This is a genomic window from Thermodesulfobacteriota bacterium (genome assembly GCA_040757775.1).
Lineage (GTDB): Bacteria > Desulfobacterota > UBA8473 > UBA8473 > UBA8473 > UBA8473.
Map to the genome: position 1 here is coordinate 72,607 of JBFLWQ010000013.1, position 16,936 is coordinate 89,542.

Genomic DNA, 16,936 nt, shown 5'->3' on the forward strand with positions numbered 1-16,936 from the left:
CTGTCTTTCCCCCAAAAAAAATGTCTTTATTCCACCACCGCTACAGGGAAATTCACATAACCATCAGGGGTATTTGTAATCGGGTGCTGGGCGCCGTTTGTCAGTTGAGGCACTGTCTCTGATACATAGGTATCCAGCTCCTTCATGGAAATCTTATTATCCTTTATAAGATTCGCCTTTCCTTTTATCCCTTCTATCAGGGCATAGGTAAAAGCGCCATGTCTCCATTTATCCGATTCCTGAGACAACTCTCTTCCCCTGCTTGATGTAAATATAACCGCATTCGCTTCCTGAAGCTCCTTTACAAAACGGTCATTGTCAACACCCCTGGTCTTTTTACCACTCACCCCCTCTGAATGGCAGGTGTCGGCAAAGATAATCTTCTTTGCAGGTATATCCAGTATCGCCTTTATATCCCTCCATGAGATAGCCTTTGACTTCTTTATAGAGCCGTCCTCTGATATGACAGCATCAGAAGGAAGGAAATAGAACTCTCCGCTGTCGTCATTTATCCCATGACCCGCAATGAATAATATGACAACATCATTATGTCCTGCCTTTTTCACATAATCGAGGTTGTCAGTAATATTGTCACGGGTCGGCTTTATGGGGCTGTTGTCATTCATGATGAGGTTGTTTACCTCTCTGAATAGCTTCCCCTTTTGAGATTTGAATGCTTCAACAACACCCTCTGCATCAGCAACTGCATAAGAGAGCGGGGTTAGGTTCTTGTCCTGATATTTGTTTATTCCTATGGAGAGTATCCAAAGGTTAGGGAGGATTGCCTCTGACAGGCGGGACGCCTGTCCTGCCACTTCAAGATATATACGGATAGATTTCCTTCCTTCGGAAAAGCCATTGAATGCCATAACCTCTATCAGATTCTCTCCTGTCTCAAGATGAACAGGTATTTTTAAATCCAGGGTCTTTTTGCCTTCTGGCACTTCTATACCTTTGTGAGTGATTTTAATCCCCCTGATGTCATTGCGAGCCCCGACAAGTCGGGGCGAAGCCTCACTGCCTGTAACCTGCCTTCCATTAACATACACCTTTACATTCCTTATCGTCTGATTTCTGTCTTCAATATAAAGGGAGACTTCAGCATCACTTGAACTCATCTTTTTTCCGTCTTCAGGGGATTTAATAACAATGAACGGGGGCTCTATGTTCTGAATTGAAGCAACTGTAACAGCGGGCTTTTCTTTATCAACCCCGATGGTTTCTGCAATCGCCTTCTGTGTATCACCAAGCCTTAATGCTGCCTCAACTATCTGAGGTTTATAGAACGCTGAACGATACTGGTCTATGCCATAGACGTTATTGCCGATGCGGACATTGAGATGCTTATCTCCATTGACAGAGGAGTTGTAATAGCCTTCAGGGGTGATGACAATCCATTCACCGTCAATAAAACCTACAAAACGGGCAATCTCCCCGCCTGTATGAATATTCCAGAGTCTAATTGTACCATCAGAGCCTCCGGAGACAACGTATCTGGAGTCAGCAGGTGAAAAGCTTGCAGGATAAGTATTATCTATATGTCCCTTGAATTCTCTTATCTTTCCTCCGGTTGCCACATCCCAGAGCAGAAGATTTTTTTCACCTGTTGTGAGGAGATAATTACCGTCCTGAGAGAAGGCGCTCTTTGCAGCATACCCTTTTGGGGAAAAATTGCGAACAGCTTGACCAGAGTCAATCTCAACAAGTTGAAACATATTTGAAAACACGTACCTGCCGTCAGGGGATACAGACATGCCAAATGCACCAGGAGAAATGAACTTGACTTGCTTTCCGGCAGATATATCAAATAGTCTTAAGGTCGTAACAGGGTTAAATGCACTACTTAAGTCCATATAGCTGCTCATAACAAACCTTCCATTTGGCAAAAAAACAGCTTCAGTAAATTGTCCCTTTGAACCAGACCCTAAGATAGTCCGAGCCACCTTTCCCGTGGCAACCTCCCATAACCGCAGGGTATTATCGGGACCTCCTGACAGAACATATCTGCCATCAGGTGAAAAGGCAACGGAGAGAATTCTATCAGTGTGTCCCATAAGTGTTTTTTTCTCCGTGCCAGTTGAAACATCCCAGAGTTTAAGGGTTTTATCTTCGCCTCCGGATGCCGCGTATCTGTCATCAGGTGACAAGGCTGCTGAATAGACTGTTTCCTGATGTCCTGAAAATGTCCTTATTTTTATGCCGGATAAAACATCCCATAAACAGAGATTCGTCCCATTGCCGGCAAGAACATATCTCCCATCCTTTGAGAAACTTATACTTGAAACTCCATATACCTGCCTCCCCAAGTTTTTTATTTCTTTCCCTGCCTCTACATCCCATATCTTTATGGCCCTATCATTCATGCTTCCTGACAGGGCATATCTTCCGTCAGGAGAAAAAGCTACCGAGGCAACAAGAGGCAAATGTCCAGTGAAAGTCCTTATTTCTCTTCCAGTCGAAATATCCCAGAGCTTCACCGCACCACCCTGGTCACCTGATAATGCATACTTACTATCTGGGGAAAAGGCAATGGATTGGATATAGTTTGGAAGCTCTACGGATGTCCAGATTTCTTTTCCTGTCCCAATATCCCAGAGTTTGAGGGTTTTAAAGAGTAATGAAAGGACATATTTGCCATCAGGAGAAACGGCTATCCCTGAACCTACAAATTGCCTTATTATCTCTTTTCCTGTTTCAATATCCCATAGCTTAATCCCCTCTCTACCTCCTGATAACACATATTTCATATCCGGAGAAAATATCGCCGATTCTCTACTTCTGGTACCGGTAACTTTTATCCTCTCAAGCCGACCGTCTGGTTGTCTAACAATTTCTTCTCCGACATAGGTAAATGTTCTAATTTCCTTACCCGTAGAAGCATCCCATAACTTAACGGTTCCATCTTCACTGCTTGAAAGGATATATCTTCCATCTGCTGAAAAAACTGCAGAATTTACCTCTTTTGAATGTCCCTTGAATGTCCTTATCGCCCTCCATGTTGCAATATCCCAGAGCTTAAGGGTTTTATCTTCACTCCCTGACAATGCATACCTCCCATCAGGAGAAAATGCAACGGAGGCAACATTATTGGTATGTCCTGTAAATGTCCTCATCTCCCTGCCTGTTGAAATCTCCCAGAGCTTGAGGGTGTGATCTGTACTCCCAGATAATGCATACCTCCCATCAGGAGAAAAGGTTACAGATTTAATACCACCTGTATGCCCCAGTTGCACAAAAACTTGTGCTGAACCTTCAGTATCAGTCCCCTGACTGATACGCTCATGGTCAGACTTTTCAGCAGCAAAGGCATTGCCTGAACAAGCAATAATGGCAAAGGATAGCAGTAATCTCTTTAAAACATACTTCGTTTTATACATATCGCGACTCCTTCATTTATTATAGAGACACCTGTGCTTTTTAAAAAAATTTTTGGAGTTGCGCATGATGCAAGGAGGATTATCAGAAAACATACCAAGGCTTTTGATTGCGCAGACACACTCGTCTCCTTGACTTATCAAGAAACCTTGCTCAAATAATTTTTATTAGAAATTATAAGACAATCTGGGATGTATTTGCAATTCAAATCTTTGCATGGAGCATTTCATATCTCCCGTCACTCTCTGAGCTGATGGGTGGCTTCGGAAAGCATATGGTTAAACTTGAGATACGCAAAAAGGGTTTGACTAACTCTTGTCTAAAAGTTATGCTAGAAAACAAAAAAATAATTAAAAGACAGAAAGATTTGATAATCTTTATCAAAGAAAAATAGCTTCTTCCAAAGTCAAGCTGTTTTACAGAAAAGGGATTTCCTCAGGGTTAATAAGAAGAAGAGGGGGGTAAGACGTGGCACAATCTGGCGCAAAAAACTAAATACAGCGGAATGCCTGATTCATAAGATTCATTGACAGAAGCAACAAAATAAGAGATAATTACCGACAATAAATGATCTTTATGAGTGATTAGACATAGTAAGTATTATTGTTGCAACGGCAAAGATTCAACGTAAGGAGAGATAATGGCTTTCGATCCATCCAAAATTGATAAAATAGTTCAGCTTGCAAGGACCTATGGCGCAACACGGCTGATCCTTTTCGGCAGTGCCATAGACGCACCCCAGGCAGCCCGTGACATCGATCTCGCTTGTGACGGTGTTCCGGGATGGAAGCTCTTTGAACTGGCAGCAAAGATTGAAGACGAATTGGACATTCCTCTTGATATCATTCCCCTGACTCCTGCCACACGTTTCACACAGAACATCGAGAAAAGGGGTAAGGTACTCCTATGACCTCTGAAGAGCTGAGGGAAGAAATCGCCATTGAACTGGAGAATATCGAGACGGTATTACGCGAATTATCCATTCTTTATGAGGATGTCAAAGGAAGAGAGGCATCCGTCCGCGAAAAAACAGCGGCATCGGCATTCCTGGCACAGTTTTACACTGGCATTGAAAATATTCTCAAGCGCATCAGCCGCTTCTATAATGTACCCCTGCCTTCCGGCGAGATGTGGCATGTCGAACTGTTTAAGCGATTCTGCGAGCCATCTTTTCCTTCTTTGCCTGCGCTATTTGATGGCTTCCTATCGTCTGGCTTGGCACCATACCGAAAATTTCGCCATGTCGTTCATCACGGTTACGGATTTCAGTTGGAATGGGAACGCATGGCAGAAGGCATTAAGAATGCGAATGTTGTTTACGTGCGCTTCAAAGCAAGGCTTGAAAAATATATCGAATCCCTCTGACCTTATAGATTAACTCCCCGGGCAAAGAACCTTTCTTGCAGAAAAATCTAATAAATAATAAGACAATCTGGGATGTAATTGCAATTCAAATCTTTGCATGTATCATTTCATATCTCCCGTCACTCTCTGAGCTGATGGGTGGCTTTGGTAAACATATGGTTAAACTTGACATACTCAAAAAGGGTTTGACTAACCCTTGTCTAAAAGTTATGCTAAAAAACAGATATAGATGGTTCATCACCCAAAGAGTTGGTTGATGAAAAGGATTCAAGGGGGCAAGGATTCAAGGATTCAAGCGAAATTACACTATTGGTAGTTTTTCAAGAGGAGGACATGGAAAATGGAGGCATTTACAGTTAAAACCAGCCAACGGACAGAGATGCTGGATATTACTCATCAGATTCGAAAGGCAGTTACTGACAGCAAGGTGAGAAACGGAGTCTGTTGTATCTTTGTTCCCCATACCACAGCGGCTGTTACCATAAATGAGAACGCTGACCCCAATGTCCCAAAAGATATTTTGACAAAACTTGAAAATCTTGTCCCCCCTGACGACAGGTATCGCCATACCGAAGGGAATTCAGATGCCCATATAAAAACGAGTCTTGTGGGGTCTTCTGAAACTATCATTGTGGAGGATGGAAGATTGGTATTGGGAACCTGGCAGTCAATATTCTTCTGTGAGTTTGATGGCCCAAGAAACAGAAGGGTTTGGTTGAAGGTTATAGAAGGATGATTGGTCGGGGAACTAAAAAGGTCTTGAAATCGTGTCTAAACTGGTTTAGAGTTATCTAAACTATGGAGGTGAAAAAAGATGTATAGAGGTATTATCCAGTCGGACCCCTCAATTATGATGGGTAGGCCGGTCATATCTGGCACACGCATCACCTTAGAACTCATACTTGAGAAGTTGGCTGCTGGTAAAACGGCTGAGCAAATCCTTGAGGCTTATCCTCGACTGACACAGGAAGCCATTCAAGCTGCTTTGGCTTTTGCAACAGAGGCGCTACGTGCTGATGTAGTTTACCCTCTGCCGGGGATGGCTCGATGAAGTTTCTGGCCGATGAGAATATAGATAAGCTAAATCCATAAGGGCACCTTCTTGAAATTGGTCTTTGCCATTAATTATAGTTACAGATTGAGATAATAAACAATGCGGATAATTCTATTCACAGGAAAAGGTGGCGTAGGGAAGACGACCATCTCTGCAGCCACAGCTATTAAGTGTGCCAAACTCGGCTATAAAACCATAGTGATAAGCACCGATTCGGCCCACAGTTTAGCAGATTCATTTGATATGGAAATCGGGAACCAGCCTACCTTTATCACAGATAACCTTTATGGTGAGGAGATAGACGTTAACTATGAAATCAAAAAAAACTGGGGCCCAATCCAGGGTTTCATACAGGAGTTTTTAAAGTACCGAGGGTTTGAAAATATAATTGCTGAGGAGTTATCTGTATTCCCCGGGATGGAAGAGGTTTTCAGCCTCTTACAGTTGAAAGACTTCTATGTAAAAAAAGAATACGATGTTATTATTATAGATTGTGCTCCAACAGGTGACACCTTCAGATTGCTCGCTTTTCCAGACATTGCAAAATGGTATATGGAAAAGATATTCAATATAGAGAGAACCGTTTTTAAGGCAGTCAGACCGGTAGCGAGGCATCTTGTTGAAATGCCATTGCCCAGTGACAGTGTCTTTGAGAGCATGGAAGGACTGTATAATAACCTCATTGGGATGAAGGAACTATTAACTGATCCCGAAATATCCTCTATAAGGCTGGTAATCAATCCTGAAAAGATGGTAATCAAGGAGTCGCAAAGGGCATATACTTTTCTCAATCTATTCGGTTTTTCAGTGGATGCTGTAATCGTCAATCGAATATTGTCTAAGGATATAACAGATCCATTCTATACCAAATGGAAACAAATACAAAAAGTGCATTTACAAGAGGTAAGGGAATCTTTTCGCCCCCTGCCTATACTGACATCAGAATTACTGGACCAGGAGATTATCGGACTGGAACTACTTTCTGACATTGCGGATGCACTTTATAAAAGAGGGGACCCTACAAAGATATTCTACAAGGACAAACCTATCGAGATAAATGGATCCAATGGCAGTTACTGCCTCTCGGTAAAACTACCCTTTACTACCAAAGAGAACCTGGAGATGTGGACTAAGGGGAATGAACTGGTGATTAACATAAAGAACTATAAGAGAAACATTTTATTGCCCAGGGTCTTAGCCTCCCTAAAGCTACTGGATGCGAAGATGGAGGGCGGAAGACTCAACATAAGGTTTGGAGGTGATAACGATGGAAAAAGAAACCAGAGTTTGTGATCTTTGTCCCTTACAAAGTCTTATTTCGAGGTTTGCAAAAAGTGATGTGAGAAAACACCTCTTAGGCGCGAGGAAGGAGATCTTACTGGCAGTCAAATCCTTAATAGAAAGCGAAATAGAGAGAACTGAGGAAAAAACAGGAGGGGGAAAAACCAGTAAGGTAAAGGTTAGTTAGAAGAGAGAGTAGACTTGGTAAGAGAATTATGAGATTCATAGCAGATTTCCATGTCCATTCCAGGTATAGCAGGGCAACCAGCAAGGATATGGGAGTTGAAACCCTGGGCAAGTGGGCAGAGATTAAAGGGATCACCCTGTTGGGGACTGGAGACTTTACCCATCCCCTGTACTTTGCTGAACTTAAAGCGAAACTTGAACCTTCTGACGGTAACCTTCTAACCTTAAAGAACGGAAACAAAAACGTCCGCTTTGTCCTGACTACGGAGGTAAGCAATATCTTCTCTCAGGCAGGGAAGCTCCGTAAGATTCATACCCTCATCTTTGCTCCTACCTTAGAGGTAGTAGAAAAGATAAACGCAAAATTGGGGAGGAGGGGCAAGCTTGGTTCCGACGGCAGGCCCATCTTTGGATTCCCTGTCAAAGACATGGTCAAGCTGGTATTGGATACATCTGAAGACTGCTTTCTTGTACCTGCCCACGCATGGACCCCCTGGTTCTCTCTATTCGGGGCTAACTCAGGTTTTGATTCTATGGAGGAGTGCTTCGGGGATCAATCCAAGTATATACATGCTATCGAAACCGGTTTGTCTTCTGACCCGGAGATGAACTGGAGACTTTCTGCTCTGGACAGAATTGCCCTGATCTCCAATTCTGATGCCCATTCGCCCAACAAAATAGGCAGGGAAGGAAATGTCTTTGATTGCGATTTAAACTATAATCAAATTATAAAGTGTCTGAGAGAAAAGGATAGAAGTAAGCTGCTCTTTACCGTAGAATTCTTCCCTGAGGAAGGAAAGTATCATTACGATGGACACAGAAACTGCGGCATCCTTTTTTCTCCATGGGAGAGTGAAGATAACGGTAATATATGTCCGGTATGCAAAAAAGGGCTTACTATCGGGGTGATGCACCGCGTGGAAGCCCTCTCGGATCGCCCCAGGGGTTTTCTGCCAGAAGGGGCAATACCTGCAATGCATATGGTTCCGCTGGAGGAAATCATAGCTGAAGTCTTGGGATGCGGGGTAAATACAGCCACAGTGAGAAGAGAGTATGAAACGATGATCGCAAAGGGGGGAAATGAGTTCAACATCCTTTTAGATCTATCCAGGGATGAACTGACCGGACTTGCCCAACCAAATATTTTAGAAGGAATCATGAAGGTAAGAGAAGGAAAACTGAAGATTACACCGGGATATGATGGTGTTTATGGAAAGATCAGTGTGCAGGGGAAAGAAGGAGAAGAGACAAAAGAGGAAGAACCAAAGCAGATGGAGTTGTTTTAAAGGCGGTATGACTTATCTTAATAAAGAAACGTACTAATACTCTAAGGAGGATTTATGAAGCTGTTTAATAAAAAGGGTGATGAAGGATACACCAGTATGCTGTATGGTCAGAGAATACGCAAATCCGACCCGAGACCTGAAACCTACGGGACCCTGGATGAAGCCAATTCCACGTTGGGTTTTGCCAGAGCCCTTTCCAAGAACAACAGAGTTAAGGAGATTATTTATAAGGTTCAGGAAATGCTCTTTGTGGTGGGGGGAGAATTGGCCACCGATCCCAAAGATTATGGAAAGCTAAAAAATAAGATTGGAGAAGATGACGTTCAGGAGCTGCAAAATCTTATTGAAGAGATGGAAGATAAGGTAAAGTTGCCCAGGAGCTTCATTATACCGGGGACATCTCTGGTCTCCGCTTCTCTGGACATGGCACGTACTATAATCAGAAGGGGAGAAAGGAGAGCTGTCAGGTTAAAGGAAGATAATCTTTTGCTCAACGATAAGATACTGGCATACCTTAACAGATCAGCAGATTTGATATTCATTTTGGCCCGCTATGAAGAATCACTTGATGGAGGGGGTATATGATAATAGACTTCCACACCCATATATTCTCCAAAGAGGTGAGGGAAAATCTGGATAAGTACCGGAAAAAGGACCCTCTTTTCCGCTTATTATTTGGCGGAGAGCGGTCCAATATGTTGGGAGAATCAAAGAAGGTTGGCATGATAGGTGCTGAAGAACTGGTAGCTTCTATGGACAGGTCAGGCGTAGACAAGAGTGTAGTATGCGGTTTTGCGTGGTCAGATCAGGGACTGTGTAAGGATGGGAATGATTACATCCTGGAATCTGTTAAAAGATACCCTGACAGGCTTATAGGTTTTGCTTCCATTCAGTTAAGGGGTAAAAATAAAACGGTTAAAGAGATTGAGCGATGCGTCGGGCTGGGTTTGAAAGGCGTTGGTGAAATCGTTACAGAGGCTCACAGGGTAGCTATAGATGACGAAAAGATCATCCGTCCTATCGTGGAGGCTGCAAAGGGGCTCAATGTCCCAATTATGGTTCATACCAATGAAACTGTAGGTCATTACTACGTAGGAAAGGCAAAAACAGAGATTAAGCAGTATTATGATTTTATCCTTTCTTATCCTGACGTCGATATTGTTCTTGCCCACTGGGGAGGAGGGCTCCTGTTTTATGAACTGATGCCAGAGGTAGCTAGGGCAGCAGGAAGGGTATACTATGATACTGCTGCATCTATCTTTTTATATACCTCCAGGGTATATCCTGTTGCAGTGCAGATAATCAGTGCAGAAAAGATTCTATTTGGCACTGATTATCCTCTGATAGACCAGAGAAGATACAGGAAGCAGATAGAGAACTGCGGCATTTCCAGGGAGGAGATTGACAAGATATACGGAGAAAATGCAAAAAGATTGCTGAGGTTATAGAACTTGAAAGATTATCAAAGGTTAAAATTGGAAAACGGCATGACGCTTATTTTAAAAGAAAACCGTTCTGCCCCTGTAGTTGCCCTTCAGATGTGGGTAAAGGCTGGCAGTGGTGATGAAACAGACAGGGAAGCTGGTATCTGCCACATAATAGAGCACATGCTCTTTAAGGGTACAGAAAAGAGGGGAGTGGGAGAGATTGCCTATGAGATAGAGTCCTCGGGTGGAGAGATCAACGCCTACACATCATTTGATGAAACAGTCTATCATATAGTAATAGCCAGCAGATTCTTCGACCTTGGGCTTGACGTACTCTCCGATGCCGTAAGACATCCCTCTTTTAACCCAACAGAGCTGGAAAAAGAGAAAGAAGTCATCATGGAAGAGATCAAGCGGTGCGAGGACCAGCCTATGGTAAAATTAACGCAAGCCCTCTTCTCTACCAGCTATAATCTACATACATACCGTCGCCCGATAATCGGTTTTGAAGATACAGTAAAGAGTTTTACCAGAGGCAATCTTCTGGATTTTTATAAGAGATGGTATACCCCGAGCAATATTACCCTTATAGTAGTTGGAGATATTGAGAATACTGCTGTCTCTCCTAAAATAGAACTGGCATTTAAAGATTTTACATCAAATCAAGGAACCAGTCAGGGCAGAGTTCAGGAATTGCCTCAGAAAACCATAAGAAGCAGCGTTATGATTGACAATGTAATGGAAGGTTACATGAGCGCGGCATTCCATATCCCTGGTATCAACCACAAAGACACCCCAGCCCTCGATATACTTTCCTTTATACTGGGTAACGGCGATTCTTCACGGTTATACAAGGAGGTAAAAGACCGGAAGGGACTTGTATATAACATATATTCCTATAGTTTTATGCCTAAGGAACCAGGGCTTTTAGTCATAACCAGTGTAATGGAAAGCGAGAAATCCAGGGATGCCCTGGCAGCTATATTAGAGGAGACGTACAGATTAAAGTCCGAAAAGATAAACGATAATGAATTAGAAAAGGCCAAGCTAAATATCGAGAGTGAATTCCTATATGGCAAGGAAACAGTCCAGGGGCAGGCCAGACAATTGGGGCATTTTGACGTAGTAGCAGAGAATATAAATTTTGAAAAGGAATACATCAACCTGATATATAAGGTTAAAAACCATGACATTATGAGAGCAGCAAAAAGGTATCTAAAGAATGAAAACCTGACGGCTGTCTTTCTGCTGCCTCATGGAAATGGAGATGACATAAACGAAGACTTAATCAAGGATATCGCCTCAAAAAAAGAGAGTAAATCGAGGTGCCGCTATCCAAAACCCTGTAAAAAAGGGGTGGAACAGATAGAAAAAATAACTATGGAAAATGGTATGACGCTTTTGATTAAGGAAGACCATTCTACCCCTATTGTTGCAATGAGAGCAGTTTTTTTAGGAGGGCTGCGGTTTGAAAAGAAGAGATTGAACGGGGTAAATAACTTCATAGCAGAAATGCTTACCAAGGGAACCAGGGATCGTAATGCCCTTGAAATCGCTCAACTGATTGAATCCACTGCAGGAAGTATCCATGGGTTTTCAGGCAGGAACAGTTTTGGTTTAACCTCTGAAATTTTGAGCAGATTCTTTGACACAGGATTAAGGCTCTTCTCAGATATCATAATCAATCCCACCTTTGATCAGGCTGAATTAGAGAAGGAAAGGACAGATATACTAGCAGCCCTGAAACAGCAAGAGGATAATCTTGCCTCCTACACCTTTAACATCTTTGCCAAAACCCTGTACAATTACCATCCTTACGGGATGAATATACTGGGCACGAAAGAATCTATACTCAATATGACCCGGAATGATCTAATAGATTATTACAGAACTTATGCCAGTCCAAAAAACCTGGTTCTGAGTATAGTCGGTGATGTCAGGGCAGATGACACCATTAAAAAAGTAAAACAATTTTTTCAGGATTTTGCAGCCACTAATTTTAAAATTCCAAAAATCTTGAAGGAGGCCCCCCCGGAGTGCATTAAAAATGTGGAGGAGTACAAGGATAAAAAACAGGCACATATTGTCCTGGGATTTTTGGGAACAACGATATACAGCCCTGACAGGTATGCTCTGGAGGTTCTTAATACAGTCCTGTCAGGACAGGGAGGAAGGCTCTTTATGGAACTCAGGGACAAACTGAGCCTGGCGTATGCTGTCGCCTCTTTCTTCCAGGATGGTATAGACCCTGGTTTTATAGGGGTTTATATCGGTACCAGCCCTGAAAAACTGGATACAGCCATCGATGGTATAAAGAAGGAGCTTAAAAAGGTTAGAGAGAAGAAAATAGACTCTGCGGAGTTAGAACGGGCAAGGAGATACCTTCTTGGCAGTTTCGAGATCGGTTTACAGACAAACTCTGCCAAGTCAGCCACTATGGCATTTGGCGAAAGATATGGTCTGGGATACTCCTATTTTATGGAATACCCTGAAAGAATAGCTGAGGTAACCAACGATGATGTCCTGCGAGTAGCAAGGAAATACCTCGATCTGGACAGGTATTCTCTTGCAGTGGTTAGTCCACCCAGGGGGAGTGTGTGTGTACACATGAACGGACTACATGGATAAGCCATTTATCGGAGTGCCCTCTCCCTTTTTTCTAATTGAATCTCCAGATTCTTCAAAAGCTGGATATCTTTTTTTAACTGCTCGTTATCTTTCTTTAACTGTTCATTCTCCTGAAAAAGCCTGCCCTTATCTGCCTGGGCTTTATCAGCCAGCAGTCGGTCAGAGCCGCTCTTTACCTTGTATGCCTGCATGTCATCAATGATCTTGATAAACATTTCAGAAAGGTTGCGCCATTTGCTCTTAGGATAGCTTTTAACCAGCAGTTCGAATGCTGTCTTCGCTTTTAAATAGTCAGCCGTTACCTTAGAGTTATCCAAATATGAAACAGCATCGTGAAAAAGATCCGTGTCGGATATCGATCTGTCGATTACTGGCTTATCTTCGACTACGGGCTTATCTTTGGCTAAGGCATTATCTATAGTTATCGGAACTGCCTTCGGAGGGCTAACATCTCTGTCGGGAAAGGTTGGCACAGCAGAAGCACATGCCGTTAAAAACATAACTAACAGGAAAAGGACAAACCATCTTTTTCTATCCATAACATCGTTCCCTGTATCAGGCATGTTCCGGGAGTTTCACATAATTGCTGCCAGGTAATGTTTTTGCATATTCCTTCAACTCTGCAGCCATCTTTGCCATGTCAAGGGGGTTTTTAAAACGGGTCCCGTCATCGGTCACTATAGCAATAGTTATAGTGAGGAGAGGAAATTTTTGCTGAACACCCTTTCTGTCCTTCCCGACGATGAAACCTTTCTCTCTGTCTCTATCGCTGTAAAATATCGGGATATGTTGGTCAAACTCCGAAACAACCTGCTTACATATCTGTTCTGCCTGCATGGGTTCGGAAATAAAAACAAAATCATCACCCCCAACATGACCGACAAAGGCATCTTCCTGTTCTGAAACCCTTATCTGACTCGTCAGGATATTTGCCACTTCTTTGATGACTTCACTGCCCCATGCATAACCGTATTTATCCGCAAAGGGTTTAAAGTTATCAAGATCAACATGACAGAGGGAAAAACTTTTTTTCTCTGACAGCCGTTTTTTAATTTCTTCCTCGATTGCAATATTACCGGGAAGCCGGGTTAGAGGAGATGCATCAAGATTAAGCGCCTCGAGTACCTTGAGACGTTCTGCCATGAAAGTAAAGGCGCTGGCTAAACTACCTATTTCATCATGGCGGTTAATGGTAAGGTCATAATCGAACCGCCCTTCGGCAATCATGCCTGTCCCTTTTTCGAGCTTCCTGAGTGGTATGGAAATATTATGGGTAATCACAAAGGCAAGGGAGAATCCTGCGACCAGACTTATAACGCTGAGAATGGCTGTCATCCTGGATGCCTTGATGCCTCGTACCTTAATAAGGTTCATACGCGCATCAATGTCCTTTTCAGCCTTATTCTGGATGGCACGCAGATACGATGCCATATCATCTATCATTTTTTTGCCATTTCCTTCAGAGACATTTAAGGCATCCTCAACACGATTTTCTTCGACCAGTGCTATTTCCTGATGAAAGAGTTCTTCATACTGATTATGGAGCGATGCCAGTTTTGAAAGCATCACCGTCATACCGGAAAGACGATTTTTTTTGAGATTATTCATTCTGTTACTGAATTCATGGCTTCGTATCCAGAATATCTCTGCAAGGGACAGGTCTTTAAGAATCAGATATTTTTTTTCGGCACTTTCCTGGGCAAGCAGGGCATCCATCATCGCCTTGCTGGTTTCAACTACCATAAAATCCTGATTGATTATGGTGTATGCCAGTTTATTCAGGTTCTGTAAACTGACTACAGCATAGGTACTCGCAAGGACAGTCAATAGAACCATAGCCATATAACTAAAGAGCAGCTTTCTCTTTATGGTCAGCTTCATCCCACAGACCTTAATAATCCCATTGTAAACTTGGAACAATTATTTAAGGAAACCTCCCTATGTTTTATCTTATAGACTGCATTTTTGTCAAGGAAGTTTTGGTAGCGGAAATTTTTTGACAGAAACAGGTGAAATTCCTTGATATGTTTGTATGTTTAGTTATATATTAATTTAGGATCATCTCAAAATTAGTTGATCGACGATAAGGATTCGAGGGGTCCAGGGTTCAAGGATTCGAGTGAAATGCTTAAAAATTACAAATACTTGAATCCTTGACCCCTCAAGCCATCGGCTTTAGCCGATGGTAGTTGACTTAACAATAAAGAAAAAAGATAGGAGAACTATCATGGCTATCAGCTATAAAGAACTAGGCTTTGTCAATACACGTGAAATGTTTAAAAAAGCCATGGATGGCGGATATGCTGTCCCTGCTTATAACTTTAACAATATGGAGCAGATTCAGGCCATTATCAACGGGTGTGGTCAATCCAGGTCCCCGGTAATCCTCCAGGTCTCTAAGGGCGCCCGCAATTACGCTAACGCCACCCTCCTCCGCAACATGGGGAAGGGTGCTGTGGAAATGGCCCGCGAGCTTGGTTACAATATTCCCATCGCCCTTCACCTGGACCACGGCGACAGCTACGAGCTCTGTGTTTCCTGTATTGAAAGCGGATTCTCTTCGATAATGATCGACGGCTCCCATCTTCCCTATCAGGAAAACGTCGAACTGACCAGGAAGGTCGTTGACTATGCCCACAGGTACGATATTACTGTCGAGGGTGAACTGGGCATACTTGCCGGCATCGAAGACGACGTAGTTGGAGCAAGGTCTACTTATACTCAGCCCGAAGAGGTTGAAGACTTTGTAAAGAATACAGACGTTGATTCCCTTGCAATTTCAATAGGCACATCTCATGGCGCTTACAAATTCAAGCCAGATCAGTGCACCCTCAACAAAGAAGGCATCCTTGTCCCCCCGCCCCTGCGCTTTGACATCCTCGATGAAATCGAAAAGCGAATCCCTGGTTTCCCCATTGTTTTGCACGGAGCCAGTTCGGTCCTGCTCAAATACGTTGACCTTATAAATAGCAATGGCGGGGCTCTGGCAGACGCTGTTGGTATTCCCGAGGATCAGTTGAGAAAGGCGGCAAGGTCTGCTGTCTGCAAGATCAACATAGATTCCGACGGGCGTTTGGTTGTTACAGCCATGATCCGGAAAATATTCAGAGAAAAGCCGGCTGAATTTGACCCTCGCAAATACTTAGGTCCTGCACGCGATGAGCTTACTAAGATGATCATTGAAAAGAACAAAAATGTGCTGGGCAGCGCAGAGCGATACTAGAATTTCACAATAAATCACAGTACAATTGTCCCCAATTTACCGGCTAAGTTTATTACAGGAAAGAAAATTAGGTAATACTTTATTAATTGTTCGGCATCAAGAATAACATGACAAAAGAACAAGAGACATTAAACACACTCAGGCAATATCTTGTTATTCTCGGCAAACTACAGAGAAAATGTCGAGAAATGCAAAAATCACTTATTGAACATCCACAAAATGACCCTATCAAAACCATCCTTCTAAGTTTCTTAACAAAATCTAATCATTCGCTAGATGCCATTATCTTGTTGTACAAACGTTCTTTGTTTCATGAGGCGCAGTCTATCATACGCATTATATTCGAATTATTTGTCACCTTTTTGACTTTTGAGAAAATGCTATGTTAAAATCCACAGGGATACTGTCAACTATTTTCTGCAAATTCTCTCATAGGGTTTATTCTCAACGGTTTTCACCATCTTCAATTAAGCTGCTTTTGCATACCTTGATGCCCTTATATTTTTAAGAATTACTTTTGCCTCATGAGTCATCGCAACGTCATACCATCTCAGTTCTTTTAATTGCCACCAGACCATTGTGAGTGCCTTTGCTTCATCCTGAAACCTCACAATGACTTTCGTTCTCCTCTTCACCTCACTAAAACTCCTCTCCGAAACATTGGTAGTCCGTATCCTCTTCCAGGGAGTATGGGGGTAGTTATAATATGTAAGGCATAGCTCTATACCATCAAGAAGACACTCTAAGGACGAAGAATATCTTTTACCCCAATCTCTCTTTAATAGCTCGATCGCCTCTTGTGCGTGTCCTTATGTTGGCGCATAGAAGATCTTACGTAGAGAATACTTAACCTTATCTCTATCAGCCTTGAGGGATTATTACTATCAACGTGACTAAAATGGTCGACAATCTTTTCATGGTTCTCTCCTTTCATGGATAGGTAATTTATAGGGCATCAATTACCTTTTGCAGTCATCTCTTTTCAGAACTCATTGGTTGTTATCCTTTCAGCCAAACATAGCTGTCACCCCCCTTCTTCTTGATGCCTAATAAATTCTTCTCTGTGACGGATGTCTTTTTCATATGCCGCTGTTAAGGAACTGAAGGCAGT

Annotated in this window: 15 protein-coding genes and 1 pseudogene; 12 read left to right on the top strand and 4 right to left on the bottom strand. The window is 42.7% G+C overall.

The window, feature by feature from the left end:
- Nucleotides 1-26: 26 nt before the first annotated feature.
- The gene (locus AB1401_09440; GenBank protein ID MEW6615674.1) at nucleotides 27-3,377 is read right to left on the bottom strand and encodes a caspase family protein; all 3,351 of its coding nucleotides are present in this window, start codon (nucleotides 3,375-3,377) and stop codon (nucleotides 27-29) included.
- 638 nt (nucleotides 3,378-4,015) lie between these two features.
- On the opposite strand from AB1401_09440, the gene AB1401_09445 reads away from it, so the two are divergent.
- From AB1401_09445 to AB1401_09490, 10 genes are all read left to right on the top strand, one after another.
- Nucleotides 4,016-4,285: a DNA polymerase III subunit beta gene (locus tag AB1401_09445; GenBank protein MEW6615675.1), complete on the top strand. Its 270-nt coding sequence runs from the start codon at nucleotides 4,016-4,018 to the stop codon at nucleotides 4,283-4,285.
- Complete coding sequence (locus AB1401_09450) at nucleotides 4,282-4,740, top strand: hypothetical protein (GenBank protein MEW6615676.1); 459 nt, start codon at nucleotides 4,282-4,284, stop codon at nucleotides 4,738-4,740. Before AB1401_09445 ends, AB1401_09450 begins: the two co-directional genes overlap by 4 nt.
- A gap of 340 nt (nucleotides 4,741-5,080) precedes the next feature.
- On the top strand, nucleotides 5,081-5,476 hold the full coding sequence (locus AB1401_09455) for a secondary thiamine-phosphate synthase enzyme YjbQ (protein ID MEW6615677.1): 396 nt from the start codon (nucleotides 5,081-5,083) through the stop codon (nucleotides 5,474-5,476).
- 78 nt (nucleotides 5,477-5,554) lie between these two features.
- A complete protein-coding gene (locus AB1401_09460) occupies nucleotides 5,555-5,791 on the top strand; it encodes a DUF433 domain-containing protein (GenBank protein ID MEW6615678.1) in 237 nt (78 codons plus the stop codon).
- A gap of 102 nt (nucleotides 5,792-5,893) precedes the next feature.
- A complete protein-coding gene (locus tag AB1401_09465) occupies nucleotides 5,894-7,087 on the top strand; it encodes an ArsA family ATPase (GenBank protein ID MEW6615679.1) in 1,194 nt (397 codons plus the stop codon).
- Complete coding sequence (locus AB1401_09470) at nucleotides 7,062-7,262, top strand: hypothetical protein (GenBank protein MEW6615680.1); 201 nt, start codon at nucleotides 7,062-7,064, stop codon at nucleotides 7,260-7,262. The genes AB1401_09465 and AB1401_09470 overlap by 26 nt, the downstream gene beginning before the upstream one ends.
- Nucleotides 7,263-7,290: 28 nt before the next feature.
- Entirely contained in the window at nucleotides 7,291-8,547 is a 1,257-nt protein-coding gene (locus AB1401_09475) for an endonuclease Q family protein (GenBank protein MEW6615681.1), read from the top strand.
- Nucleotides 8,548-8,601: 54 nt separating this feature from the next.
- Nucleotides 8,602-9,132, top strand: coding sequence for a cob(I)yrinic acid a,c-diamide adenosyltransferase (locus AB1401_09480; protein MEW6615682.1), 531 nt, complete (start codon nucleotides 8,602-8,604; stop codon nucleotides 9,130-9,132).
- Nucleotides 9,129-9,995, top strand: coding sequence for an amidohydrolase family protein (locus tag AB1401_09485; GenBank protein ID MEW6615683.1), 867 nt, complete (start codon nucleotides 9,129-9,131; stop codon nucleotides 9,993-9,995). The genes AB1401_09480 and AB1401_09485 overlap by 4 nt, the downstream gene beginning before the upstream one ends.
- Nucleotides 9,996-9,998: 3 nt before the next feature.
- Nucleotides 9,999-12,602 carry a pitrilysin family protein gene (locus tag AB1401_09490; GenBank protein MEW6615684.1) on the top strand — a complete coding sequence of 868 codons (2,604 nt, stop codon included), beginning with the start codon at nucleotides 9,999-10,001 and terminating at the stop codon, nucleotides 12,600-12,602.
- Nucleotides 12,603-12,607: 5 nt separating this feature from the next.
- Here the strand turns inward: AB1401_09490 and AB1401_09495 are convergent, their stop codons facing one another.
- Complete coding sequence (locus AB1401_09495) at nucleotides 12,608-13,141, bottom strand: hypothetical protein (protein ID MEW6615685.1); 534 nt, start codon at nucleotides 13,139-13,141, stop codon at nucleotides 12,608-12,610.
- A 16-nt stretch (nucleotides 13,142-13,157) separates the two neighbouring features.
- The gene (locus tag AB1401_09500; protein MEW6615686.1) at nucleotides 13,158-14,522 is read right to left on the bottom strand and encodes a diguanylate cyclase; all 1,365 of its coding nucleotides are present in this window, start codon (nucleotides 14,520-14,522) and stop codon (nucleotides 13,158-13,160) included.
- Nucleotides 14,523-14,829: 307 nt separating this feature from the next.
- On the opposite strand from AB1401_09500, the gene AB1401_09505 reads away from it, so the two are divergent.
- Nucleotides 14,830-15,825, top strand: a complete 996-nt coding sequence (locus AB1401_09505) for a class II fructose-bisphosphate aldolase (GenBank protein ID MEW6615687.1) — start codon at nucleotides 14,830-14,832, stop codon at nucleotides 15,823-15,825.
- A 188-nt stretch (nucleotides 15,826-16,013) separates the two neighbouring features.
- Nucleotides 16,014-16,214 carry a DUF5677 domain-containing protein gene (locus AB1401_09510; GenBank protein ID MEW6615688.1) on the top strand — a complete coding sequence of 67 codons (201 nt, stop codon included), beginning with the start codon at nucleotides 16,014-16,016 and terminating at the stop codon, nucleotides 16,212-16,214.
- Between the two features lie 78 nt (nucleotides 16,215-16,292).
- On the opposite strand, the pseudogene AB1401_09515 reads toward AB1401_09510, so the two are convergent.
- A pseudogene (locus tag AB1401_09515) lies at nucleotides 16,293-16,619 on the bottom strand (transposase).
- Nucleotides 16,620-16,936: the final 317 nt, after the last annotated feature.